Consider the following 26485-nt stretch of genomic DNA (forward strand, 5'->3'; position numbering starts at 1 on the left):
ACATTAAATAAAAATTAGATACATCCACTAAACTATGCCACTTGATTTAATAACCTTAATGCATCAGAACTCGGCATTCGTTGTATTTTATCGGGAGGAATATACAAAGTAGACAGTGTTGTTAACTCTTGCCTATCAAGTTGCTCTAAATCAAATTCAGATATCTTTGGATGAGTACCAGGATAAAGAGCAGCTTCGTAAATAACCGCTTTTTTTTCTTTTTTATAGAGTTCGATTAATTTTTTTTTAATAAAATTAAGAGCCTCAAAATTGATTTTATTTGTTGGTAAACCCAGATTTCCAACCATACCAATCTGGTAAATTACTACATGAGAAGAAGGATCTACTACTTTATCATATAGAAGATATTCCGTAGCATCAAAGGATTGGATACCTCCAGATGCGGGATCAAACCTAAGATCGGCATATAAACAATCTTGAGTTGAAATACCAGGGCACACCACTGTTTTAATGCTATCACCAAGCATAGACAAAGCGAGCAAGCCAGGAGTAGCAAACACACATGGATGACCATATATAACAACACATAATGATCGTACATCTTCTATCGCGCTATGAATATATTGTGCAATATTATTATAAGCACTTTCTCTTGATTTAGAGTTAAAGTATATTTCATCCAGTGACTCTGATGATTTCGCTAATTTACGAATATAGCGCTCTAGCAAGGGTTCATTAACTAAGTAGATTACCTTATCACAAGTAGAAATATATCCTTTTGCTTCTTCTGTAATATGAGCTATTGTTTTAATTCCAGTACCAACTAACGCTACAACTTTCACTTAAATCCTTATTTGGTCACTGGAAAAACATGGCTCATATCCGGATACGGGATCACATGGCTCATATCCGAAAAATTCTTTTTATCAGTGATTAACTCCCTGATCTTATGTGTATCTGAGTTTTTATATGATTCAACCAAGCTTTTACTTAAAACCCAATCCTCTAAAGCCACTGTATCAAGGAGTGGATTTTTCACCAATGCCTCAACTGCATCTAATAATTCCATAGTCCCTCCAAAATTTGGCAATCAAAATTTTGCACTATTTATTTTATAAAAATTTAAATCATTATCCTATCAAAAATCAATCATTATCAAGAAATCTTTTATTTCAAATAACATGTCAGTGCATAGAATATCATTACGGATTGACTCATATTATTCCACAAATGTATGTTTTTTTGAACACAAATTATTTTGCGCTTGCCTCAATGTCTACGGTTTTTTTACTTCCTAAATTATTTAATGTTATCCTCCTCAATCATATGATAATAATCAATAAGGACTCTATTTGACGAGTTTACAGATAATATCCCATTTTTTTCCATTTTTTTGGCCGAAAAATAATTTTAAAAAAAAGTTTCGGGTCATATTTTCATTATTTTTGGTTTTCACAACACTCGCCTTAAATTTAATTGTACCCATTTTTTTTAAAGATATAGTAACTGCATTATCCGGTACGATAAGGACATCGAGCATGATGATTATCTCGCTGATCTGCTGTTATGGATTACTCTGGATGCTGGCAAGATGCAGTGAAAAAATTCGCGAGATGCTTTCTTTTGTAAACATAAGTACAACAATTGCGGATTATAGTACTCATGTCTTTGCACACCTTCATGCTTTAAATTACAAATTTCATCTGGATAAGGAAACCGGAAAAATAACCAGCGCTATCAGTCGCGCACAGCTTGCAATCGCGATGCTTATCTCGAACATATTGTTTCGGATTGTGCCTGTTTTTTTAGAAATTCTCTTCGCTTTTTTAATCATTTGGCACTTCTATGGCTTAAGCTATGGCCTCTATCTAATTATTATTTTGGGAATCTATCTTGTTTTTAATGGACTCACTCAAAAAAAATCCACAGTCCTGCAAAAAAATTGTAGCATTGCTGAATTAAATGTAAGTTCCGCAATTACCGACAGCCTACTCAACACAGAAACTGTAAAATACTACAACAGTCAAACCGTAGAACATAAAAAAATAGACCAATTTTTACAAGAAAGCGTTCATGCAAATACAGCATTATTTAGTGGAAACGGTACATTTTTGGTGATACAAACACTCATTATTGCGGGGGGTCTTGCCTTTTTGTCCTATAAAGTAGGGTACCAAATTTTAATTGGACAGTTAAAAATTGGTGACTTTGTCCTGATTAATGGCTATTTATTACAGTTATTTGAACCTTTAAGCGAAGCTAGTGTGCGTTGGCGAGATACCAAAAATGATTTATCCAAAATAGAATATTCAGCCTATTTATTAGATCAAACCGATGAAGTTGAACAAGACCATCCTGATGCAAAACCTTTATTCATTACCGGCCCGCATGTTCACTTTAAAAACGTCACTTTCGGTTACCAACCAGAACACCCCATTTTAAAAAATGTAAGCTTCGAAGTTCCACCCGCAAAGATGACAGCTATTGTGGGACCCAGCGGATCGGGTAAATCAACGATTGCACGATTATTGCTGGGATTATTTGAAGTCACTCAGGGACAAATACTCATAGATGACCAGGATATTACTGCTGTGAGCAAGCATTCATTACGCCAACAAATCGGAATTGTTCCACAAGAAGTTCTACTCTTCAACAATACGTTGAGGTTTAATCTCTGCTACGGTGCTCTAAATATCTCCGAGCGTGAAATCAATAACGTAATCCAACTGGCGCACTTGGAAGAGATGGTAAAAAACCTCCCCAAAGGAATTGAAACCAACATCGGTGAAGGGGGTTTTAAATTATCAGGAGGAGAACGCCAGAGGATTGGAATAGCAAGATGTTTATTACGCAACCCGAGTATTTTGTTATTTGATGAAGCAACCGCATCGCTCGACACGCAGACTGAAAAAAATATCCAGGAAAATATTGAGGAAGTTACAAAACATACCACCAGTATAGTCATTGCACATCGTTTGAGTACGATTATTCATGCTGACAACATTCTTGTTTTACAAGACGGAGAAATCGTAGAAGCTGGAACGCATCAAGAATTAATCGAGAAAAAGGGATTATATTACTCCATGTGGAATAGCCAGCAGCAAAAGAGTGCATCATGATGAATGAAAGTTTACCCAGCATTAAAGAAACTATCTACTATCTTTGGCCTTGCGTTTGGACAAAGAACAGCCTAAGAGGAAAAATTCACGTTGTCTTGGCTCTCTTATTTATATTGATTTCCATTGCACTAAATTTGTGTGTCCCCATTTTTTTAAAAGAAGCCATTAATGCACTCTCTGGACATGCCCTATTTTTAAACAGCACCCCTTTAGTCATCATTCTGACTTATGCATCGGTTTGGGGTGCATCCAAAGCTTGTATCACCCTCAGTCAAGTAATAGCTTTTCCTGTAGAATTAGAAGGGGCGAGAAAATTTTGTTTAGAACTTTTTGATCACGTACAAGCGCTTTCCACAAAATTTCATAGAGAACGTAAATCAGGCGAAATTCTTACAATCATAGAACGTTCACACTCGTCTGCTGTTGATCTTATTGGTCGACCTATTGTGATGATATTGCCGGTTCTTATAGAAATAATTTTTGCTATGATTTTTTTGAGCTATTTTTATGATCTTTTTTTTGGATTGGTTCTATTGTTGATGCTGGTTTCTTATATCTTGCTAAGCTATTACACCGCTCAATGGATTGTAAAATGCAGAATGAAGCAAAACAATGAAGATGCATCTGCAAACGCCTATCTGGTGGAAAGCCTGTTGCATGCGGATACCGTGAAATATTTTAATACCCAACAGGATGAAATCAATACAGCTGCTCAAAAATCACAAGAAAAGGCCTGTGCAGATACTCGAGCATTAAATGCCGATGCAAAAATTCATCTTATGCAAAATGTCATTGTCGGTATGTGTGTTATTATTATGCTCTTACTTGCTGGCAGCCGAGTCATTGCAGGGAGCATGAATGTCGGAGATTTTGTACTGGTCCATGGCTATTTATTCATGTTCATGCTGCCATTATCCATGCTAGGCTATCGAATTCGTGTTACCCGAGATGATTTAGCTCGTTTTCAAACCGCGATTCAGTTGCTGAAAATTCCTATCGATATTCAAGACCAACCCAATGCCAGAACACTTAAGTACAAAGAAGGAAAAATCCAATTTGATCACGTCCATTTTACTTATAATGAACATCGAAAAATTCTTGATGACGTTAGCTTTATAGTTGAACCCGGTACCACTACTGCAATCGTTGGATCCTCAGGATCCGGCAAATCCACTCTCGCAAGATTAATCTTTCGGCTTTACGATTTGAATTCGGGGAGTATTCAGATTGATGGGCAAAATATTAGCAATATCCAACATGCATCACTCAGAGCAATACTCGGTATTGTTCCTCAGGAAACTGCTTTATTCAATGATACCTTAAGAAATAACCTGATATATGGAAATCCGCATGTCACTCATGATGAATTGGCGGATGCAATACAAGCAGTACATCTTGACAGGTTCGTGGCAAAACTGCCTGATGGGTTAGAAACCAGAGTTGGTGAGCGCGGATTAAAATTGTCTGGTGGCGAAAAACAGCGAGTGGCCATCGCTAGAATGCTGCTTAAAAAACCTAAAATTTTTATTTTTGATGAAGCAACATCTTCACTGGATATGAAAACAGAGAAAGACATTCAGACCTGTCTCAAACAGATATCGATCAACACAACAACACTTATTATTGCACATAGACTTTCTACAGTAACGCATGCAGATAATATTCTGGTACTCGCTAAAGGTGTGATTATTGAGCAAGGTACCCACAATGAACTACTAAATCAAAATGGTGCCTATGCTCAATTGTGGAAAGCTCAAAGTCAAAATAAAATTGACACAGGGTCTATTAATGGCTTTGTTCCTTAGCTCATTATCCTCCGAAAAATACCTCTATATTTTGAGGAGGATAATGCTTGGTTATGCTGTGACACCAATGGAGGCGGCATTATGAATATAAAACAAAACGACACATCAACCACTCCCCCTATTTTATATGGTACAGCATGGAAAGAAGATGACACAAAACGTTTGGTGCTCCAGGCACTCAACTCAGGATTTCGAGGGATTGATACTGCCAATCAACGTAGGCATTATTTTGAAGAAGCCGTGGGTGATGCAATTGATCAATTTTTAACAACTAGTCAAAAAACACGCAGTGATTTATTTCTACAAACAAAATTTACCTCTGTACATGGCCAAGATCATAGAAAACCTTATGATGAATTTGATTCATTGACCAACCAGGTCAAGCAATCCTTTGCAAGCTCACTAGAACATTTACAGACAGACTACATTGACGCCTATATACTTCATGGCCCTTCACTATCTCATGGAATAATCGATGCAGATTTAGAAATTTGGCAGGCCATGGAAGAGCTGGTGTGTAGTAGAAAGGTAAAGTTTCTCGGCATTTCTAACGTTAATATGGCACAAGTTGAAGAACTATATAGAAAAGTCTCTATAAAGCCGTCGTTTATACAAAATAGATGTTTCGCCATAACACAATGGGATCAAGACGTTAGGACATTTAGTCAAAAAAACAAGATTATCTATCAAGGATTTTCTTTGCTCACTGCGAATCAGCGGTATTTATTAAACCCTCACATGCAATCACTTGCTGTAAAATATGATAAAACCATCCCGCAAATTATATTTCGCTTTGCAAACCAAGTGGGGATATTGCCTTTAACCGGCACTACAAATCAACAACACATGGATAATGATTTAAACATATATGACTTTGAGCTTACACAAGAAGAAATTCAATATATAGAAAATATAGGATTATAAGTGAACCAATATGACCATTAAAATTGAAACACCAAGGATGCTTTTGCGTTTAATTAAGGATGAGGACTTAGATCAAGTTGCTCAGCTTCATGCAGACCGAGAAGTTAGAAAATTCTTTCCTGATGGAACACAAGATCGCGAGCAGACTAAGCGAAGAATAAAACAGATTATGAACCTTTATGGAGATAAAGGATTGCCTGGTTTTGTTATATTCAATAAGGTGACTCATGAATTCATTGGACGATGTGGATTTGGGCCAATTGAAACAGGGGAAATTGAAGTTGGATACCTTATTGTAAGAAAATTTTGGGGTATGGGTTATGCATCTGAAGCACTAGAGGCACTTCTTGAATGGAGTAAAATAAATATCAATTCTGATTATATTATTGCTTTTGCGCCACTCAAACATAGTGCATCACATCGAGTAATGGAGAAGTGTGGTATGGAATATTATAAAGATGAACTTGGTCATGGTGTTGAGTGTAAATTTTATCGTTCCAAAAATAAATAATTTATAAAACAGGTCAATTAGCATGACAAAAATTACAACAGATGAAGCCGCGTTAAAATTAGCTGTACTTATTGATGCTGATAATGCTCGAGCAGTTATTATTGATGGTCTTTTAACTGAGATTGCTGGTTATGGAGATGCTATCGTAAGGAGAATTTATGGCGATTTCACCTTACCATCTAGCGCACAATGGAAAAAGGTATTGCATAAATACGCTATAAAACCAGTACAGCAGTTTGCTTTTACTTCTGGAAAAAATGCAACAGATAGTGCACTTATTATTGATGCTATGGATCTACTTTATACGCATCGTTTTGGTGGTTTTTGTATCGTGTCAAGTGATAGTGATTTTACAAGTCTTGCTAACCGTATTCGTGAAGAAGGGTTGCAAGTTTTTGGATTTGGAGAAAAAAAAACACCAGAGGCATTTCGTAATGCCTGCAATAAATTTATTTTCACTGAAGTACTACGCCCTGTAGCACCACCTGATCAATTAATTAGCCAGTCAAAAAAGAGAAAGCAGCCTGTTAAACAAGCAAAAGCTAATGAACCCTCAGCACAAGAATTTCCAAAAGAATTTATTCTAGAAGCATTAAATAACTCATACGATGATACTGGTTGGGCATACATAGGAACATTTGGTGGCTATTTAACTAAGTTAAAACCAGACTTTGATTCCAGGCTTTATGGTTTCAAAAAGCTGAGTGATTTGGTTAAGGGAAAACCGGAGATTTTTGAAACGGAAGAACGAGTCAATCCTGGATCGAACACAAAAGTTTTATATTTACGTGGTAGACAAGAATAACGTGGAAATAATTAATGAATCTATTAGAAAAAATTGCAGCATTAGAAAATGAAGCTACTGAATTTGGTTTTCAGTGGGAAACGACCGATCAGATTATGACTCAAATCCAAAGTGAGTGTATTGAAGTCGATGAGCATTTAAAAGCAGGAATTAATGATAACTCATCTGCTTTGCAGGAAGAAATAGGTGACCTATTGCATGCCGTGTTTTCACTGTGTGTATTTTGTAAATTAGATCCCAAAGATACACTACAACAAACCTTAGAAAAATTTGAGCGGCGGCTTCGCGCTGTCAAAATGATTGCTCATGAAAAGAAACTCATTAATTTGGAAGGACACACTTTTGATGAGTTGATGTCTATCTGGAAACAAGCAAAGAATAGAGTGGGTTAAACCGGGAGATCATGGTGTAAATTGATAGCTAAAATTTAGATTCGGCATTAAATCACAAACACGCAATTGATCCGCGCTTAATAAAAAATAGTCAGATTCACATAAAACTTGATCTGAGAATTAATGAACAAGACAACTCTAAAAAAGAAAACAGCACACCTTTCGCAACTGGTTGCAGTATGTGTAACTCATTGTATTTATTGAGAATAAAGCCATATTTGCAAAGGGTGACTGCAAAATTTTAAATGTTGGCTAATTAGTAATCAAAAAGCAGTATGCAAATGTGCATCAAATTTGAATTTAATGTGCATATTGTCTGATGCAGATCTGCATACTACCAGTAGTAACCAGTTGAAATATATAGCCTAATATGATCTAATTGAAATTAGGGTTGGCGTGCACGGATGCATCAGCCAGACATCCAACATCATCGCAAAAAGAGGTTATATTATGGCTCGAATTACTGTTACCTTACCTGACAATCTCCATGAGCAAGTGCTTAAAATAGCTGGTAAAGAGAATGACTCGCTCTCTTATACGACAACAAGGCTTGTTGAAATTGGACTCATGGTCATGAGCAGCAAGGCTGAAAATAAAGACGAGAAAAAAGCCAGTGACATCGAAGAGTATTGCCAAAAATTAATTATTCAGATTAATGGAATTGTTAAAGAAATCGCCGTTGATAAATTTAATTTTGATAATGATAAAATCGCTCAAATTACCAATGACACCCTGAGCAAATTTAATAAGGTTAAAGGCATTCAACAGGAATCTTTATAATCATGAAATCTACAAATTAGATATGTCTGAACTCCTGTGATTCATTAATAAGATTCTTGCTTTGGATAATGGATCACATCGTGAAAAGAAGCATTTTCAGATGTGGTGTTTCGGTAGCCATGTGGTTGATGCGCATTGAACCGAATCCCCTCACCCTTGCATAAGGATTTCCAGATGCCATTTACTAAGAGCTCCATTGTCCCATCCACCACAATAACATGTTCAATAACACCATGCTCATGTGGCGGTGACAAATGCTCGCAGCCTGGTAATAATTCAATGACGAATAGTTCAAAATTTAATTCATTATCAAAAGGGAACAGCGGCATTATACGAATTTTTTCATCCATGGCATGAAGCTGTTGGGGTTGGCCTGCACGATAAATAGGGCTGTTAAAATCAGTACTAATATCCTCAATAAATGAAGAAAAAGATGTATGGAAACCACTGGCAATTTTCCATAGGGTTGCAATTGAGGGGCTAGACTCTTCACGTTCAATTTGCCCTAACATGGCTTTACTTACCCCTGTCTCTAACGCGGCTTTATCTAAACTCCATCCTCGATCGCGACGTAAGCCTTTTAAAGTTAGAGAAATGTGTTTGTTTATATCTTTCACTATTCACCTATTTTAGAAACATCTTGTGCGTTATGGCGCACAATGCTATTATAGCTAATTATGCGTTATAACGCACAAAATGTGAAGTTACAATGATTGGAGATGTATCATGTCAGAAGAGAAATTTAAAAATAAATTAGTGGCTGTTCTTAATAAAAGTATAGACAACGGTAAGGTAATGAATGCCTTAGCCCATATGTGTATTGCTTTAGGTTCTGCTATTGGTAAATCAGAATTACGTTTAACTGAATACAAAGATGCTGATGATGGTTCTCATCCATTCATTTCGGAAATACCTTTTATTATTCTCTCAGAGAATTCAAACAAAATTAGAAAGCTACGAAATGAAGCTATTGAGAATCATATCATTTGTAATGATTTTACTGACACGATGACCATTGGTACTTACAAAGAACAGATTGAAAGAACCTTACAAGTAAGCAATGAGGAGCTTATTTATTATGGCATTGTTTTATTTGGTGACTGGGATAGGGTAACTGAATTGACAAGAAAATTTTCTTTATGGAAATAATTTTTCTGAGGCTAATATGATTAATGAACATATGAAATTGAGTAATAGCGCAAAGATAGTACAAGATGTCTTGTTGAACAAAGGTTTAGCATTTGAAGTTGTAGAGCTATCATCTAGCACCCGCACTGCTAAAGATGCAGCTACTACAATAGGATGTGAAATAGCTCAAATTATCAAGTCACTGCTATTTCGTACAGAAAAAACTAATCGACCTATTTTAATTCTCGCTAGTGGTATAAATCGTGTAAATGAGAAAACAATTGAAAGATTAATCAGCGAAAAAATAATTAAAGCCGATGCAAATTTTACACGAGAAATAACAGGATTTGCGATCGGTGGTGTACCGCCAGTTGGGCACAAACAAACAATAAATAACATTTTTATAGATGAAGATTTGCTGAAATTTGATACATTATGGGCCGCAGCTGGAACGCCTAATGCCGTATTTTCTCTACATTCTAGTGATCTTGATGGGTTAACGGGTGGAAAAATAGTTTCAATTAAATAGGCGTGAACATGAGAAAAGTATTTTGGGATAATCCATATCAACGTAGCTTAACTACCAGTGTTTCATTAGTCAGTGCTAATCGTATTTTATTAGAAGAGACCATAGCATTTTCTTTTTCAGGGGGACAAGAAAGTGATAAAGCTTATATTAATGGCCTGGAAATCACTAATTCTGAAATAGAAGGCAACCTTATTTATTATACCCTTCCAGAAAAACACGGGCTTTCTGTTGGTGATAAAGTATTGATGGAAATCGATTGGCCTAGAAGATATAGGCTAATGCGCCTACATTTTGCTGCTGAGTTAGTTCTTGAGTTAGTGACACGAAAGTTAAGTATAGAAAAAATCGGCGCACATATTGCCGAAACCAAGGCCAGGATAGATTTCATTTATGACAAGAGCATTACTTCTATTTTAGACAGCTTATTGACTGAATATAATGTAATTATTGCAAAAAATGAGACAATTAAAACCGGATTTTCAGACGTTGAGAACCAAAGACGTTATTGGGAGATTGACGGCTTTTCCAAAGTTCCTTGCGGCGGGACGCATGTTAAATCGACTGCGGAAGTGGGTTATATCACTCTGAAGAGAGTTAACATTGGTGGCGGGAAAGAGCGAATTGAGATTAGGCTTGTAAATGACGGGATTAATTCCATAGAGCACTAATTAATTTAAAAAATCTCTTAAATTTGACAAAAACACCAAAAACCTCATAAAATTAACAGGTGATTTTATAATCAGTATAGGTTATGTTTTAAATGAACAGAATTAACAATAGCTTATTAAGTCGAGACTTAATAGCCGCTCTTAAAGCGGTAAGCTATTCTTTTGCTAAAATCACCACCTTCACCAATACCCCTTAGGGGTCTATTCGCCTGATCACACATATCTATTTTTCAAATCCAAATCTGTTTAGAACAATTAAAACAGATTGTATTTAGGTCCTTGGTGGAGATTATATAATGGAACAACACAAATCAGATAACAACGAATTATTAAAAATACGTCATTCATGTGAACATATTTTAATGGAAGCAATGGAGAAGTTATATCCTGGCATTATAAAAGCTTCGGGTCCAGCCACAGAAGATGGATTTTATTTTGATTTTGAATTACCTGAACGTCTTAGAGTATCCGAGGCCGATTTTCCAGTTATTGAACAGGAAATGCAGCACATTATCGATAAAAATCACTCTTTTCAGCGGAAAGAAATGAGCTTAGCAGAGGCCAGACATCTTTTTGAAAACAACGTATATAAACAAGAATGGCTTGATGAAATTGAAAAAAAGAATAGTATTCCATCTGTATATTGGACAGGTACACATGACAATGCATACTATGATTTATGTGCAGGGCCGCATGTTGAGCATACAAGAGAAATAAAAGCATTTAAACTCCTTTCTATCGCAGGTGCTTATTGGCGCGGCAATAGTAATAACAAAATGTTAGTACGACTCTATGGTACTGCATTTAAAACTCAAAAAGAGCTTAAGCACTATCTCTTTAATCGTGAAGAGGCTAAAAAACGTGATCATAGAAAACTTGGCAAAGAGTTGGGTTTATTCACATTTTCACCCGATTTGGTTGGACAAGGCCTCCCCTTATGGCTGCCTAAAGGAACTATTTTAAGAGATGAACTCGAGGGATGGGCACGACGAGTAGAAGCAGAGCATGGGTACCAACGTGTGGTAACTCCTATTATAGGAAAGGAAGCACTCTATAAATGCTCAGGTCATTTAGCTTATTTCAAAGAAGATATGTATGCTCCGATTACGATTGATGATGAACGCTATTATCTGCGTCCTATGAATTGCCCTCATCACCATCAAATCTATAAGAGCGATAAACGCTCCTATCGGGATCTTCCATTTCGCATTGCCGAATACGGCAATGCATTTCGATATGAGGCTAGTGGTGCTCTATCAGGATTGATGCGCACAAGGGGTTTTTGTCAAAATGATGCTCATATTTATTGCAGAGTCGATCAGGCCGAAGAAGAATTTGCGAATGTTTTAAGACTGTATCTCTATTATTTTAAAATATTAGGCATTCAAGATTACTATCTACGTCTTTCAAAGCCCGATTTGAGCCAAGGCGATAAATACATTAATAATCCTGAGCAATGGGAAAAAGCTCTAATTATAGTGCGCAAAGCAATGCAACAAGTAGACTTTCCTTTTGTTGAAGTAGACGGGGAGGCAGCATTTTATGGGCCTAAAGTAGATGTGCAGATCAAAAGTGCGATTGGCACGGAATACACTATTAGCACAAATCAATTGGATTTTTTGACTTCAGAGCGCTTTGATCTTAACTACGTTGGCGAAGACGGAGAATTACATCCAGTCTATGTAATACATCGTGCGCCACTAGGTTCTCATGAGCGGATGATAGCCTATCTTATTGAGCATTTTGCAGGGGCATTTCCTGTATGGTTATCTCCGACGCAAGCAATGATCGTATCTGTTTCAGATAAGCAGGTTGAGTACTGCACAAACATTTATAAACTTCTTTTGCAACATGGGATTAGAGTTGAGCTTAATTTAGCGAGTGAGACAATGAGCTATAAGATTCGAAGTGCTGTGATACAAAAAATTCCTTACATCGTGATAATCGGTGATCACGAGGCAACATCCCAAACAGTATCCATCAGAGATCGAAAGGGAGCTCAGAAGAGCAACTTGTCAGTAGATACATTTATTCAAGAAATGTGTAAGGTCATTAAGAGTAAATCACTTGAATTGTGGGATTAACTGATTAAAAACATTGGAATTAAGTAGATGAAGCCTTTTGTCCTCTTCAGGGGTGTAAGGCAATTAGTGAATCAACTTAATGGTACATTGGTTAAACTAAATGGGGTTAACTATGCAAAAAATAAATCTTAAAAACAAATTAAGTTTGTTTAATGACTATTGGTCGCCAAGAATAGTAGGCGACCTGAATGATTCACATGTTAAGCTTGCAAAATTGAAGGGTGAATTTGTATGGCATAAGCACGATGATGAGGATGAACTTTTTTTTATCCTTAAAGGCAATCTCTTATTAAGGTTTAAAGATAGAGATGTTCACTTGCAAGAAGGTGAATTTATTATAGTCCCCAAAGGGGTTGAACATTTACCAATAGCTGAAGAGGAGGTTCATGTCATGTTTATCGAGCCAAAAACAACGTTAAATACAGGTGATGCTCTAAGTGGACTTACAAAAAAAGATCTGGAGCGCATTTAAGCTCTATAGCTGATTTTGATTAAAGTACCCCCCAAGTTGCCTCATAAATAAAATAAGTGAACTGATGCTATAATTTAGGTTGAAAATCATTCTATTGAGTGCTGTGGTGCTTTATGCAAGAGCGAAGAGAACAACAGGAATTATTAATGAGACAACTGCTTGATGATGCGAATATTCCTGCATTATCGTTAGGTTGGTATCAAAAAGAAAAAGGCACCCGCCATGCCGTGGCTTACGGACAGGCTGACACATTAGCACCCAGCCCTGTTGATACAAATACGCTATTTCAAGCAGCATCCCTAAGTAAGCCCGTATCAGCAGCTATTATTTTAGATTTAATTGACCAGGATAAAGATAAGCCCGATCAGCATAAGGATAAATGGACTTTAAATACCCCTCTCTTTAAATACGATCCCGAATTTGGGCCAGAAGAACTTCGGAAAGACCCGAATTATAAAACACTTACAATTGGTATGATTATTGGACAATGTTCTGGTCTAGCAAACTTTGGCCAAGATGGTGATGATGGAAAAAAATTTATCGCAGACCCTGAAAGTCGATTTACCTATTCAGGTGTTGCACTTGATTTTTTAAAGAAGGTCATTGAGAAAAAAACGGGTAAAGAATGGGAAGCAATTGCGCAAGATTTTTTTAAAAAAGCAGGCATGGAGAATTCTACCTTTAAGAGGTTGTTGCCAGGCGGCCGTCTCCATGATACCCCCCGAGACGTTGCCAAAGCGCACGTAGCAGATCCCCCTAATGGCCCCCTTGCCCCTTTACCGCCATTGCCAGACGATGCAAAAGGGATCCCTGCTGGATCGATGCTTACAAACGCAGAGGACTATATCACCTTTCTACAGTATTGCTTTAAAAATAAGTATCTTAAATCAACACTGTTGGAAGGTTTTCTATCAAAACTCCCCCCAACGTTGTCCCCCGAGACGTCACGAGTCAAATGGGGTTTGGGGATGGGGGTTTATAGTGAAGGTGACCCCGAAAAACCGGAAAAGACAATTGCCTTTCATTGGGGGAATAATAAAGGCTCTATTTCATTTTGTGCTATGGACATGGCAACTGGTGATTGTGTGGTTAGTTTTGCAAATTCACTAAACGGACCGTCTGTGTTTCAACAGGTAGCAGAACCTATTGTTGGTGATATGAAGCCCTTGTTTCAATGGTTATCTAAGTATTGTAATTTTAATGATGTAAACCGACCCGAAAAACCAGATGCTATTGCCGCAAAAGTTCTTTCGATTCACTTATTAGCAGACGTTGAACCCCAAAAACCTACGGACAGTATGCAAAAAATGATCCTGCTCATGCCCTCTACTTCTAAACCAGGATTAAATTCAGTTGAATCGCAAGAGCAATCGGCCAGCGTAAAAGCACCAGATCCACAAGAAATCAGGGAAGAAGGTGATGAAAAACAAAAATTTGGAGAATTCAACCCCACACCATTTTCTACTTCTCAAGACCCTTACAAATAACCATACTACCAACAACAGTTCTTTCGTAAAAATATTGTAAAATTCCATCAAAAAGAACTAAAATAAGCTAATTTCACATATAATTCTCTTATTATCTCATGTTACGCACATGAACTTGCAGTTTGAATAAAAGGCATTAGAATTCCGCCCTTAATTTTAGGGAGGGAATTAAATGAATATGCTTGATCTATATAGTGATTATCTGATTTTTCAAAACAAATACGCAACAGCTACCGGGTTGTCTGATTTGGTTGATGGCGCATTTACTCATGACAAGGTGACGAGGTTTCTTCGTTTTGAGGATTTTGGTTCAAAATCACTTTGGGGTTATATAAAAAAGGCAGTTAGGTCGCAAGAAACGGTTGGTGGTGTATTGATACTGGATGATTCCATCGAAGAGAAACCATACACTGATGAGAATGCAATTAATTGCTGGCATTACTCTCATGCCAAAGGGACGGTTCTCAAAGGGATAAACATCCTGTCGTGCATGGTCCGTTATGAGGACTTCAGTGTACCGGTAGGATATGAGGTGATTAAAAAAGATGTCGCCTATTGTGATATTAAAACCAGACAAATGAGAAGAAAGTCATCAGTGACTAAAAATCAATTATTTCAAAACCTGATTGCCCAGGCGATTAGCAATAAGGTGATGTTTGATTATGTGCTAGCTGACAACTGGTTTGGCTCGAAGGCCAATATGGTTCGCATCCATAAAGACCTTCAAAAATTGTTTATCATTGGGATCAAGTCTAACCGAACATTAGCCTTAACTGAAAACGATGCCAAAAACGAACGGTACCAACAAGTAAGAGCATTAGAACTTGAAGAGGATATAGCCCACACAGTCTGGCTTAGAGGCCTAGACTTCCCGGTGAGGCTCCTGAAAAAAGTGTTCAAAAACGAAAATGGTTCAACAGGAAATCTCTATCTTGTTTCTAATGACATGCTAAGTAGTGCCGAACGTCTTTATGAAGTGTACCAGAAACGGTGGCGGATTGAAGAGTATCACAAATCAATTAAGCAAAATGCAAGCTTAACCAAATCTCCAACTCGAACCGTCAAAACTCAGTGTAATCATATTTATGCTTCAATAATTGCTTACTGCAAGCTGGAACTGTTAAAGATAAAAACTCATTTAAATCACTTCGCCATTAAGTACAAACTTATTGTTAGAGCAAACCAGATGGCTTGGCAGGAGCTTAGAAATATAGCTGCTTAAAATGGTTCGTGCGTAACATGAGTGGATAAGTTGGATGTCGACTCTATATCTGTAGATTGTTTAGAGACCATCCGCTCTTCACTGAATCTCGCATAAAGACCTTCCATACGCTCAAAGAGTTGATCATGTCTCTCTAATAAATGATTAAAACGACTAGTAGCAAGCTCAAATTCTTCTCGCCCTTTTTCCAATCTATCCTCTGTCTCATTCAAACTTACAACCACCGAGCCTAAATCTTGTTGATTTTCCTCTAGGCAATTCTTTAATCTAGATTCAAGAGCTTCTTTTTGTTTTTTATCCGCAGTAACGACTCTAGATAAAGTAGATACTGTACCTGCTAAAGTAGTTGATAATTGATTTACTTTCTCAACCTCTTTACTCATCTGAACTTTAACTTCCTTTAACTCGTCTACTTTTTCAGATAATTGTTTTTGACTTCGCTCATAATCTTTTGTAACCCGCTCCAACTCTTCTTGATTTCTCTTTAATAGAGCTGATTGGTCTGTTGTTGATTTTTTAAGTGACGCGGCGGTTTCTTCAAGGTTTGTTTTGCTCTGACGTAACATTTTTTCAATTTCAATAAACAGTTCAACTTGAGAACTAAGTGATTCAACTTGATCTGCCAACTCACTCACCTTATTAACCAACTTTAAATTCTCCGCCTTAAATTTTTCTACTTCTTCTGCCAACCTTTGCCCTATTTTATCTAATGCTTTAATAGTCAGCTCTAACACATCGGCTAAACTAATGATTCCCTTTTTTAAACGATCGGCAATATTGATATTGCAGTGATGATGATCCTCCAGAACGATACCTGTTGCAGTATAAGCAACGGCAGTCACTCCACCAACCACCAGAAGAACGCCGATCTCAGCAAATACACCTAAGGCCAAGGTGGGAATAGAAATACCCATGCCTATTAAAATTTTTTTCCACATAGGTAATTCACCATAATAAGTGGCTGCTCGATTGAAAATACTAGGATTCTGAGCCATGGTATCAATAATAGTGCCCAGACTTGCTTTAACTTGTGACACCTGTTGTTTTGCTTCGATAATGCTTTCTAAGCTGTTTTTTCCTGGCAGAAGATCCGGAGTAGTTTCAGCTTTTACAGCAGTAACGACATCCTCGCCAGGCTTTGTTGGGGATGAACTAGCTTGTTGCAGCCGTTCGATTTCTGCGATGGTTTCGTTTTTTTCTGTTTTTGTCGTATCGTCAAATAAGTCATCTCGCTTTTTTTCTACCGTAGACATTTTTTGCTCCTTGCAATTAAATATCATCCTTTCTCTATTATTTTTAATCGTAAAAGTTGAATAAAACAAGAGCCAATTACTTTTTAATTAAATTAAAATTAATTCTTTTTGATTTATTTTAAAACAAATAAATAAGAAAAATTTGGCTAAATAGTTTAACTTATTGAAAAAATAAACTATTTTTAACCAACAAATTGATGCGGGGAAAATTAAGTATTACATCAGTGATTTTCTAATTGCTTGAAAAAATACAATAGACTTTGGTGCATTTTCTCAACCGGTATCGGCTAAGATGATTGTTCCTTGATTTACTTCGATCCGTTCAGGCTGAGATCCATATCAAAGGACTCAGTCCGATCGGTTCATAACTAACTTGCAATGACTTACAGCCCACCATGAGACAAAATTACTCAACCCACACTATCCAATGGATTACTTGTGTAATCCATTAATGGAAGCAGTTTCAGTATCTTTTTTAACCTCTGGCGGAGTTACAGAAAACACCGAGTTCTTAGTTAGGTATTTTTGAGAATGAAATGGACATAACTTCTCTAAGACTGGAGGAGCATATGAACTTAAAATATCCTGACTCATCGCATTCTCATTCCCCAACATATCTTTCCCTATCGGCATATTAAGTTGATGCCTCTTCAAAAAATCAATCAAGTTCGACTGAGTTACTGAGCCTATTTGTTCAGGTAACATTTCCACACAAATAAGATGGCCCGTCTTTTTTTCAGCATCAGCAATACCCTCTTTTAAGTACCAATCGAGAAAGTATTGTTTCTCGATTAACCCTTCTCTTGGATCATGGGGAGTAACGATAAGGATACGACTCTTTTGTGCAAGGAGATTATGCTGTTTTACCCAATTCCCTGTGATTCTATACAGCCCTTTTAATTGTAACTCGGTAGCTTGAGCGGAATAGCGTTCATTTATTTTCCTAACCTCTAATAAAAACTGCGCTTGAATATCTTCGAGTTGCCTCATCGTCGTTGCAGAAAGTGCTTTATAGGTCACTTTCATTAAACGATTTAGAACAGGATGCTCATGCTGTAAGCGTTCATCATCTATGCTTTTTAATGCCAGTAAATGTTCTTCAATCTGTAATAATTCAGTCGGCTCACTATCATGTTGTTCTCTCTCTTCTATCATAGAGCGCAAAACAAGATTCAACCAAACACTAAGATGTGAGATCGTTTTTAATGTAATGTAATCCTCTTCCAAAGCAGGAGTTTGCACTGTTTCTATCTCATAAAGCATACTCTCAGTTTTTTTCCCTAAAAGAGTTAACCTTCCATTGAGATAGATAAGGACATGATCAATCCCAGTTAATGGATGCTTCTGAGCATGTTTATGATGATTGGAAAGAAAATCGTGCCTTACTTTATTGGCGATAGTAGTCAGTAATGGGTGAATAGGTTTTGAATGAAAAAAATGATGTTTCGTTTGTGAAGGTAAAATAGGTAATGATTTAGATCTTAAAAAGATACCCCCGACTCGCGGTTGAAATTGCTACTTTAGATACAGCGACAGCAGGAGAAGCGTCTCGAGAAATAAGTTTTTTTATAGCTTTACGACTTAGCATAATAGGCTCCTTTTTAGTTTAAAAATTTAACACTCAAAATTATCATACAAGGATAAAATAGAATTTGTCAATGATTTATTCATGATGAATAGTAGCTAACCACAGACGCTACAAAAGCATAAAAAATGAAAAAATGAAAAAATAATGTCTATCCTATTAAAAATTGATACAATCGACGAGAAAAATCTACGTGTAGCAACTCTCGTGAAAGGCAGCACAAAATTTAAATAATTAGGTAGTTATTGATTAATTTTGTCACGAAGATATCGCTGATATCGCACATAAAGTGCGATATATAAACGTCTGATAAGCAGTCAGTAGTGGGTCAATGTTGATATCACTACTCTATTGAAATTATTTAAAACGTTCGGGACTTAAAAAAACAAAGAGTAGTACGCTTTGCATAAATCCCAATATTGAAAAAACAGGAACTTGAAGTGATGACATTTACCATTGGCCAACGCTGGATAAGCAATACAGAATCTCAACTCGGCTTAGGTATTATTACCGAACTGCAAGGTAGGCAAATAGGTATCAGCTTTCCCGCAGCAGGAGAAGAACGAATTTATGCTATAGATAATGCACCTCTTAGCCGTATCATTTATAAAGAAGGTGAGGAAGTTATCACTAATGAGCAAAAAAAATTACGGATTGCTCATGTCCATGAACACCAAGGGATCATCATTTATTCCTGTATGGATGAAGAGGAAAATGAAGTTCAAATAACCGAGCTTGCTCTTAATTGCTTTATCAAATTAAGTACTCCCGAACAAAGACTTTTTAGCGGCCTACTAGATAAGCTCAATGCTTTCAAATTAAGAATAGAGACACTTCATCACGTCAGCAGGCTACAACAATCCAATGTCAGGGGATTATTAGGTTCACGAACCAGTCATCTTCCCCATCAAGTTTATATAGCAAGTGAGGTCGCCCAACGTTATGCACCACGTGTATTGCTGGCTGATGAAGTTGGCTTGGGAAAAACTATAGAAGCAGGCATGATTTTGCATTACCAACTGCATACAGGACGAGCAAAACGAATACTTATCGTGGTACCAGATACATTGATTCATCAATGGCTTGTTGAAATGATCCGACGTTTTAACTTGTATTTTTCTATTTTTGATCAAAAGCGCTATGATTTAATGCAAGATGCCATGGACTATTGTGATGATGAAGAACAAGAAGAGGACTTCATTAAACTTCTAGAAACACCCACTGAGAATAACCTTTTTGAAACAGAACAATTGGTTTTGTGCAGTCTTGATTTTCTGATGGCTAATGAAAAAGCACGCGAACAAGCCACTACCTGTCAATGGGATATTGTTATTGTTGATGAAGCACACCATTTACACTGGTCTGAAGAGGAAAAAAGCCCTGAATACAGCTGTGTTGAGCAATTAGCGACACAAAGTAAAGGTTTGCTGCTCCTTACAGCAACTCCTGAACAGGTCGGCATTGAAAGTCACTTTGCTCGTTTACGTCTTCTTGACCCGTCACGATTCTATGATTTTGCAGAATTTAAAAAGCAAGAACAACAATACCAAGAAATTAATAAAATAGTTCAAAAATTAGTTCAGTACCGTGATGAGAACCAAACTAATGAACTCAATGATGAATTAAGAGCAGAGTTAAACCACTATCTGCCAGAACAAAGCTCAACCAATATTAATGATACCATTAAGAACTTACTTGACCGGCATGGTACTGGACGAGTGCTTTTCCGCAATACTCGCGCCGCTATTCACGGTTTTCCCGAAAGGCATCTCAACGTTTATCCCCTCCCCTGCCCTGCGCCTTATACTCAATTGACAGAGCAGTCTGGAACAATCCATCTATATCCAGAAACGACAACAGAAAAAAATTCTTGGCTCGAACAAGATCCTCGTGTGGAATGGCTTGCCACTCATTTAAAAGCCCTCTATCCCCAAAAAGTATTAGTAATTTGTGCTAAAGCACAAACCGCCATAGCCTTAGAGCAATATTTAAAATTGAAAAAAGGCATTCGTAGCACGGCTTTTCATGAAAGATTATCGATCATCGATAGAGATAGAGCAGCGGCTTACTTCTCTGAAGAGGAAAATGGAGCACAAACATTAGTATGTTCTGAAATAGGTAGTGAAGGACGAAACTTTCAGTTTTCTCATCATCTGGTTTTATTTGATTTGCCATTAAACCCAGATTTATTAGAGCAGCGTATAGGTCGACTAGACCGCATAGGCCAGCAGCACACTATTGAAATTCATGTTCCTTATTTATTAAATACTGCCCAAGAGCTGCTGTTCCGCTGGTATCATGAAGGTATTAATTTATTTGAAAAAAGTTGCTCTGTCGGTTTTTCTATCTACGAAACTTTCGCGGAGAGACTGTTGCCTATTCTAGAACACCCGCAGGCAGAAGAGAATCAAACTAAATTGGAAGCTTTAATCACTGATACTAAAATCCACGCTGAAAAAATAAACGAGGCTCTACAAGAGGGTCGCGATAAATTATTAGAAATGAACTCCTGTAATCCTGTTAAAGCCAAAGAGCTTATTACGGACATTGAGGCAGAAGAAAATTATCTGGAGTTGGAAAATTACATGGCTAAAGTATTTCATGAGTATGCCATTGATCATGAATATCACTCTGAATATTCAGAAATATTGCGTCCTACAGAGCATATGAAAACAAGCCATTTCCCTGGTTTAAAAGAAGATGGGGTCACAGTAACTTATTCTCGCGCTAAAGCCTTAATTCGTGAGGATATGGAGTTCTTAAGCTGGGAACATCCTATGGTGAATGAATCTATAGAGATGATTCTAAGCTCTGAGGTGGGCAATGCAACGTTAACGACTATATCAATAAAAAATATTCCGCCTGGAACTTTATTTCTAGAAACCTTCTATACGATTAATTGCCCTGCTCCCAAAGAGCTACAACTCGATAGATTCTTGCCTTTTACTCCCATCAGAATTTTAATGGATGTTTCAGGAAAAAACCTTTCCAAAATCCTAAGTTACACACAACTCAATGAAATGTGCGAATCCGTGAAACGCCATTTGGGCTATCCTATAGTGAAACAAGTCCATGAGGATTTAGAAAAGATATTAGACCGAAGTAACCAAGTGGCTGAAGTACAAATGAGGGAAATAATCGATGGGGCTCACTCAGCGATGAAAGACAGTATAGGAAATGAAATCAACCGATTAGAGGCATTACAAAAAATTAATCCCAGCATACGTGATGAAGAAATTGCGTTTTTCAAACGACAAATAGTTGAGAGTGAGCACCATATCAATAGTGCTACTTTAAAACTACAAGCATTGAGAGTGGTGATTAATAAGTAACTTATTGAACTGATAGATATTTATATTATGCTCTATACTAAAAAGAAATTAGGTTCTGTTGTGGAGAACTTCTCTTTTTATGAAGGAGCGATGACATGGAGAATAAGGAATATTATTTAGCTAGAAATCGCAGTCATGAGCAAATACGCAGTAGCGGCGCTATTGGACATCTTAATGAAGGGATAGAAATAGTGCTGCATAATCTGCCAACACGGCTGATAGCCTGGCCAGGAAATGGTTTTCAAACAGAAAGTATCCATGTCATCACTGTTAAACCTGGATTAGAGAGTCCTCTTTATTCCTATCAAATTTCTGAGGAAGCATTGTTATGTGTCCAAGGTAAAGGAGAGGTTTACTTAAGAGAGCAATGGGTAGAAATAGAGCCTGGAGACATTGCTTATTTTCCTGAACAAACCTCTCATGGCATCAGAAATGCGGTAAGCAATAAAGAGGATTTTATTTTAGTCAGCGCCATTACTCCTCCCTTGGTGAGCTTATATATTGATTCTGGTTTTTATATTGAGTCTTTAGGAAAAATGGATTTTGATGCAGTAGAGGCAGCAAAAAAATCAATAACTCCTGGCAACATATCTGCAATAAATTATTTGCGCTATAGAGATACTTATCCTGAGCTTCGTGGTTGGAATTTGCAACGAGACGATATCAGGAAACATGGTGCTCTATTTAATGTATTTAAAGGAGCTGAATTTACTGCCAATGGTAGTCCTATGCGTTTTGTTCTCTGGCCTGGGCATGGTGCACGGCAATGTGGTTTTCATCTGACTCGCTGCGGAACTGGAGATATGTTTTCCGGGCATACCCATCCTATTTCTGATGAGTGCGTTATTGTCTGGGCAGGTACTGCTCGCGGCTTTTTAGATGGTCATTGGTTTGATATGGGGATACATGACTGTTTGCTAGCCCCTTGCGGTGTGCATCATGGTGGCCCACTCAACATACAAACGAAAACAGTCAATAACATCCCGCCGGCAAGAGATACATTATGGGGTGGATTTGCCTCACCGCCTCAAGGCGATCTCTATTTGCGTGCTGAATATATTGAAAATCAGCAAGTAAAAGACCCTGTTGCCATTCGTTTTAGTGATATTGAACCTATCGATTGATGGGTTCAAAAACGAAGCAATTTCCCGCAGCAGTAGAGTTTGAGAAGAAGTTTAATAAAAACCAATACTAGTTTTCACTTACTAATAAGTATTGTAACTCTTCTAAGGAAGCAACCTCATAATGAGGCTTAATTCCTTCAGGTGGTTGTTTCTTGTGCCTGTTTAACCAGCAAGTATGCAGTCCGGCATTGAGTCCACCTAAGATATCAGAGTCAGGATTGTCACCTACCATGAGCACCTGGTCGCGCACTGGATGTCCCATAATGGCAAGCGTGTGTTCAAAAATAGCTTGGTGCGGCTTAGCAACCCCTACTTGCTCGGATATGACGATTAGCTCGAAATGATCTTTGAGGCCTGTTCGTTCGAGACGAGTTTGTTGTAGTTCGGTAAAACCATTAGTAATAATTCCCAGGCGAGAACGATCTTTTAATGCATTTAATAGGTTGATAGCTCCTTCTATAGGGGAACATATCTCAGCCATTGCGGCCATAAAAGCACTATTTAAATCGTAAGGGCTACATTCTAATCTGGTGGCCCAAACAGTAAATCTCCTACACTGTAATTCTTCAGCAGTGATAGTGCCATTTTGATACTCTGTCCATAAGGCTCTATTGATGAGCTCATATTCAGCATAATCCTGTTCAGTGAAATGAACATCATAGTGAGAGAACATTAATTTTAAGCCATTAAACGCATCAAAATGAAAGAGAGTATCGTCGGCATCAAATAGAATCCATTTATAATTGTTCACTAGTTTTCTCTTACTTCATCAAACTTGTCTTACTAAGAACGCTAATTGTATTATAAAAAGACAGCTAAGTCCTCTATTTCTGAATATTTTGTCGCGACATTCTAGTCTTTTTTAATATTTTAATTTTATAATAGGTGCCTCTTGTTCTATTAGAGTTCCCTGGTTTACCCTCTCCCCAACCCTCTCCCGCGTTCAGCATTTTAGTTTTAAATTAATTCCTTTCGCGGGCGAGGGAGTAGATAGTGATTAATAAAGGGGAAGGGCAACTCGACCCTATTTTTTCATGGTGCGCTTTGTTCTATTAGAGTTCCCTGGTTTATCCCCTCCCCAGCCCTCTCCCGCGTTCAGCATTTTAGTTTTAAATTAATTCCTTTCGCGGGATAGTGAGAATATTAATAAAGGGGAAGGACAACTCGACCCTATTTTTTCATGGTGCGCTTTGTTCTATTAGAGTTCCGTGGTTTACCCTCTCCCCAGCCCTCTCCCGCGCTCAACATTTTAGTTTTAAATTAATTCCTTTCGCGGGCGAGGGAGTAGATAGTGATTAATAAAGGGGAAAGACAACTCAACCCTATTTTTTCATGGTGCGCTTTGTTCTATTAGAGTTCCCTGGTTTACCCTCTCCCGCGCTCAGCATTTTAGTTTTAAATTAATTCCTTTCGCGGGCGAGAGAGTAGATAGTGATTAATAAAGGGGAAAGACAACTCAACCCTATTTTTTCATGGTGCGCTTTGTTCTATTAGAGTTCCGTAGTTTACCTTTTTATTTATTACATTCTGCCAAAAGAGAAAATAGAACGATGAACATTGCCTCACACTTTAATCAATATTGGTACCATTATACTCCCTCGCCCGCGAAAGGAATTAATTTAAAACTAAAATGCTGAGCGCGGGAGAGGGTTGGGGAGAGGGTAAAGCAATGAAACTGCATTTCTATTCCAAATTAAAAATAATATGCTCAAGTACTTCTTCAATTTTTAATAATACTTCATCATTCCAAAAACGTAACACTTTATACCCTATTGAATTAAGATAAGCTGTTCTAGCTTCATCGTACTCTTTATTCAAAATATGTTGCCCGCCATCCAATTCAATAATAAGTTTGTTTTGCTGACAAATAAAATCCACAATGTATTTTCCTATAGGAACTTGTCTTTTAAATTTATGTCCTTTTAGTCTATGTGCTCTAAGGTAAAACCATAAATAACTCTCTGCATCAGTACTTTTTTGACGAAGAGATCTAACTTGTTTTAAAGTCTTTATTTTTTCATTGAGCATTTTCTCATCCAAGCCCCTACTCAGAATTATATTAACCAGTTGATTATATAATATTTTTAAAGTGCATGAGGTCTCTATTTATATAAATAATGAGGCATTGCTTTCACCTCAAATTTGCGCCAGACTATTTCAAACAAACAGTAATACTGATGGATGTCCGAACCATTAAGTTGTGGATTTCCCTGACAATACCGAAGTTATAAAGAAAACTCCGATGATGACTTAACTAACGTGCTGATAACTAAATGAATAAAAATAAAATGTTACTACTCTTGTTGCTATTCATAACGCCATCCCTACTCTTCTCTGCAAGTCTTCCGGGTGTGCAAATTTTGGAAGCACATTCCGATTATGTCGCTGAACTTATTTTTTCTCTGAGAGTCATCATTGCAGCAATACTGGGAATTATTATAGGGATTTCCAATAGACAAAAATACCATATAGGACCATTGATTTATTGCGCTATATGTTCCGGATCCTGTCTATTTACAGTAGTGATGTTGCATGGTTTTGTTATTTTAAACAACCCATATGTGATGTCTGGGGTTACAGGGTTAATTACCGGCGTAGGCTTTATAGGCGCTAGTTTAATATTTAGAGACAAACAACGTATTTACGGAACTATTAGTGCGGCCACTATGTGGGCTACAGTGGCTATTGGAATGGCCTCAGGGTTTGGAATGCATATTATTGCACCAATAACCACGACCATCATTGCATTATTAAATTATTTGGCTCGCGATTTTTCTGAAGAGGTATAACATGAATAAAGTGTCAGTACTCCTGTTTGCATTACTCATTAGTCTTAGCTGTAAGAATTTTGCAACGGATTTAACTCTTGAGAGCCCTGCTTTTTCTGCAAATAGTATGATTCCTGGCAAATATACCTGTGATGGGGCAAATCAATCGCCACCTTTATCCTGGAAAGACTCATCAACAGAAACCCAATCTTATGTGTTACTTGTCGATGATCCAGACGCATCAGGAGGCACCTGGAATCATTGGGTGTTATTTAACATTCCCGCAAGTATAAAACAACTAAATGAAGGAGCCCTAATTCCTCCTGGAGCAATAAGTGGTAAAAATAGCTGGAATGGGAATGGCTATAACGGCCCCTGTCCACCCAGCGGAACCCATAGATATTTCTTTAAACTCTATGCATTGAATACCTTATTAAATTTAAATAGCGCTGCCTCTGAAAATGAGGTGATGGTAGCAATGAGAGAACATCTCATTGCCAGCAGTGAATTAATAGGGCTTTACCAAAAGAAATAGA

General features: G+C 37.3%; 25 protein-coding genes. 18 read left to right on the forward strand and 7 right to left on the reverse strand.

Annotated elements, in window-relative coordinates:
• Positions 1 to 32: 32 nt before the first annotated feature.
• Together LFA_RS10260 and LFA_RS10265 are read right to left on the reverse strand one after the other, a co-directional pair.
• Entirely contained in the window at positions 33 to 803 is a 771-nt protein-coding gene (locus LFA_RS10260; protein ID WP_052673936.1) for an SAM-dependent methyltransferase, read from the reverse strand.
• 8 nt (positions 804 to 811) lie between these two features.
• Positions 812 to 1030, reverse strand: a complete 219-nt coding sequence (locus LFA_RS10265) for a hypothetical protein (RefSeq protein WP_015444251.1) — start codon at positions 1028 to 1030, stop codon at positions 812 to 814.
• Between the two features lie 283 nt (positions 1031 to 1313).
• Here LFA_RS10265 and LFA_RS10270 point away from each other — a divergent pair, with 283 nt between their 5' ends.
• From LFA_RS10270 to LFA_RS10300, 7 genes are all read left to right on the forward strand, one after another.
• The gene (locus LFA_RS10270) at positions 1314 to 3080 is read left to right on the forward strand and encodes an ABCB family ABC transporter ATP-binding protein/permease (protein ID WP_010947776.1); all 1767 of its coding nucleotides are present in this window, start codon (positions 1314 to 1316) and stop codon (positions 3078 to 3080) included.
• Positions 3077 to 4885, forward strand: coding sequence for an ABCB family ABC transporter ATP-binding protein/permease (locus LFA_RS10275; protein WP_045096111.1), 1809 nt, complete (start codon positions 3077 to 3079; stop codon positions 4883 to 4885). The genes LFA_RS10270 and LFA_RS10275 overlap by 4 nt, the downstream gene beginning before the upstream one ends.
• A gap of 81 nt (positions 4886 to 4966) precedes the next feature.
• Positions 4967 to 5809, forward strand: a complete 843-nt coding sequence (locus tag LFA_RS10280; RefSeq protein WP_045096112.1) for an aldo/keto reductase family protein — start codon at positions 4967 to 4969, stop codon at positions 5807 to 5809.
• Positions 5810 to 5819: 10 nt separating this feature from the next.
• The gene (locus tag LFA_RS10285; protein ID WP_010947779.1) at positions 5820 to 6320 is read left to right on the forward strand and encodes a GNAT family N-acetyltransferase; all 501 of its coding nucleotides are present in this window, start codon (positions 5820 to 5822) and stop codon (positions 6318 to 6320) included.
• Positions 6321 to 6342: 22 nt separating this feature from the next.
• Positions 6343 to 7125: an NYN domain-containing protein gene (locus LFA_RS10290; protein ID WP_010947780.1), complete on the forward strand. Its 783-nt coding sequence runs from the start codon at positions 6343 to 6345 to the stop codon at positions 7123 to 7125.
• 14 nt (positions 7126 to 7139) lie between these two features.
• Complete coding sequence (locus LFA_RS10295) at positions 7140 to 7517, forward strand: MazG nucleotide pyrophosphohydrolase domain-containing protein (RefSeq protein WP_045096113.1); 378 nt, start codon at positions 7140 to 7142, stop codon at positions 7515 to 7517.
• A 450-nt stretch (positions 7518 to 7967) separates the two neighbouring features.
• A complete protein-coding gene (locus LFA_RS10300; protein WP_231865835.1) occupies positions 7968 to 8297 on the forward strand; it encodes a hypothetical protein in 330 nt (109 codons plus the stop codon).
• A gap of 44 nt (positions 8298 to 8341) precedes the next feature.
• On the opposite strand, the gene LFA_RS10305 is transcribed toward LFA_RS10300, so the two are convergent.
• On the reverse strand, positions 8342 to 8914 hold the full coding sequence (locus LFA_RS10305) for a helix-turn-helix domain-containing protein (protein WP_045096114.1): 573 nt from the start codon (positions 8912 to 8914) through the stop codon (positions 8342 to 8344).
• Between the two features lie 109 nt (positions 8915 to 9023).
• Here LFA_RS10305 and LFA_RS10310 point away from each other — a divergent pair, with 109 nt between their 5' ends.
• The 7 genes from LFA_RS10310 (at position 9024) to LFA_RS19225 (ending at position 15887) form a co-directional block, all read left to right on the forward strand.
• Positions 9024 to 9446 carry a DUF2000 domain-containing protein gene (locus tag LFA_RS10310; protein ID WP_045096115.1) on the forward strand — a complete coding sequence of 141 codons (423 nt, stop codon included), beginning with the start codon at positions 9024 to 9026 and terminating at the stop codon, positions 9444 to 9446.
• 16 nt (positions 9447 to 9462) lie between these two features.
• Positions 9463 to 9954 carry a YbaK/EbsC family protein gene (locus LFA_RS10315; protein WP_084602158.1) on the forward strand — a complete coding sequence of 164 codons (492 nt, stop codon included), beginning with the start codon at positions 9463 to 9465 and terminating at the stop codon, positions 9952 to 9954.
• A gap of 8 nt (positions 9955 to 9962) precedes the next feature.
• Entirely contained in the window at positions 9963 to 10622 is a 660-nt protein-coding gene (locus LFA_RS10320; RefSeq protein WP_045096116.1) for an alanyl-tRNA editing protein, read from the forward strand.
• A gap of 296 nt (positions 10623 to 10918) precedes the next feature.
• Positions 10919 to 12706, forward strand: a complete 1788-nt coding sequence (thrS, locus tag LFA_RS10325; protein ID WP_045096117.1) for a threonine--tRNA ligase — start codon at positions 10919 to 10921, stop codon at positions 12704 to 12706.
• A gap of 112 nt (positions 12707 to 12818) precedes the next feature.
• The gene (locus LFA_RS10330) at positions 12819 to 13178 is read left to right on the forward strand and encodes a cupin domain-containing protein (RefSeq protein WP_045096118.1); all 360 of its coding nucleotides are present in this window, start codon (positions 12819 to 12821) and stop codon (positions 13176 to 13178) included.
• 113 nt (positions 13179 to 13291) lie between these two features.
• Entirely contained in the window at positions 13292 to 14665 is a 1374-nt protein-coding gene (locus LFA_RS10335; RefSeq protein ID WP_045096119.1) for a serine hydrolase domain-containing protein, read from the forward strand.
• 172 nt (positions 14666 to 14837) lie between these two features.
• Entirely contained in the window at positions 14838 to 15887 is a 1050-nt protein-coding gene (locus LFA_RS19225) for an IS701 family transposase (RefSeq protein WP_045096120.1), read from the forward strand.
• On the opposite strand, the gene LFA_RS10345 is transcribed toward LFA_RS19225, so the two are convergent.
• Both LFA_RS10345 and LFA_RS10350 read right to left on the reverse strand, forming a co-directional pair.
• On the reverse strand, positions 15884 to 17140 hold the full coding sequence (locus LFA_RS10345; protein ID WP_052673937.1) for a LegC2/C7 family Dot/Icm T4SS effector: 1257 nt from the start codon (positions 17138 to 17140) through the stop codon (positions 15884 to 15886). The two genes, LFA_RS19225 and LFA_RS10345, sit on opposite strands and share 4 nt — an antisense overlap.
• A gap of 432 nt (positions 17141 to 17572) precedes the next feature.
• A complete protein-coding gene (locus LFA_RS10350) occupies positions 17573 to 18403 on the reverse strand; it encodes a hypothetical protein (protein ID WP_045096121.1) in 831 nt (276 codons plus the stop codon).
• Positions 18404 to 19168: 765 nt separating this feature from the next.
• Here LFA_RS10350 and rapA point away from each other — a divergent pair.
• The gene (gene rapA, locus LFA_RS10355; protein ID WP_045096122.1) at positions 19169 to 22057 is read left to right on the forward strand and encodes an RNA polymerase-associated protein RapA; all 2889 of its coding nucleotides are present in this window, start codon (positions 19169 to 19171) and stop codon (positions 22055 to 22057) included.
• 95 nt (positions 22058 to 22152) lie between these two features.
• A complete protein-coding gene (locus tag LFA_RS10360) occupies positions 22153 to 23181 on the forward strand; it encodes a cupin domain-containing protein (protein ID WP_045096123.1) in 1029 nt (342 codons plus the stop codon).
• A gap of 67 nt (positions 23182 to 23248) precedes the next feature.
• On the opposite strand, the gene yjjG is transcribed toward LFA_RS10360, so the two are convergent.
• A complete protein-coding gene (gene yjjG / locus LFA_RS10365; protein WP_045096124.1) occupies positions 23249 to 23932 on the reverse strand; it encodes a pyrimidine 5'-nucleotidase in 684 nt (227 codons plus the stop codon).
• A gap of 932 nt (positions 23933 to 24864) precedes the next feature.
• Positions 24865 to 25209 (reverse strand): endonuclease domain-containing protein, encoded by a 345-nt coding sequence (locus LFA_RS10370; RefSeq protein WP_045096125.1) that lies wholly within the window; start codon positions 25207 to 25209, stop codon positions 24865 to 24867.
• 245 nt (positions 25210 to 25454) lie between these two features.
• Here LFA_RS10370 and LFA_RS10375 point away from each other — a divergent pair, with 245 nt between their 5' ends.
• Positions 25455 to 25970, forward strand: coding sequence for an MgtC/SapB family protein (locus tag LFA_RS10375; protein ID WP_084602159.1), 516 nt, complete (start codon positions 25455 to 25457; stop codon positions 25968 to 25970).
• A gap of 1 nt (position 25971) precedes the next feature.
• On the forward strand, positions 25972 to 26484 hold the full coding sequence (locus LFA_RS10380; protein WP_045096126.1) for a YbhB/YbcL family Raf kinase inhibitor-like protein: 513 nt from the start codon (positions 25972 to 25974) through the stop codon (positions 26482 to 26484).
• Position 26485: the final 1 nt, after the last annotated feature.

Source organism: Legionella fallonii LLAP-10 (genome assembly GCF_000953135.1).
Lineage (GTDB): Bacteria > Pseudomonadota > Gammaproteobacteria > Legionellales > Legionellaceae > Legionella > Legionella fallonii.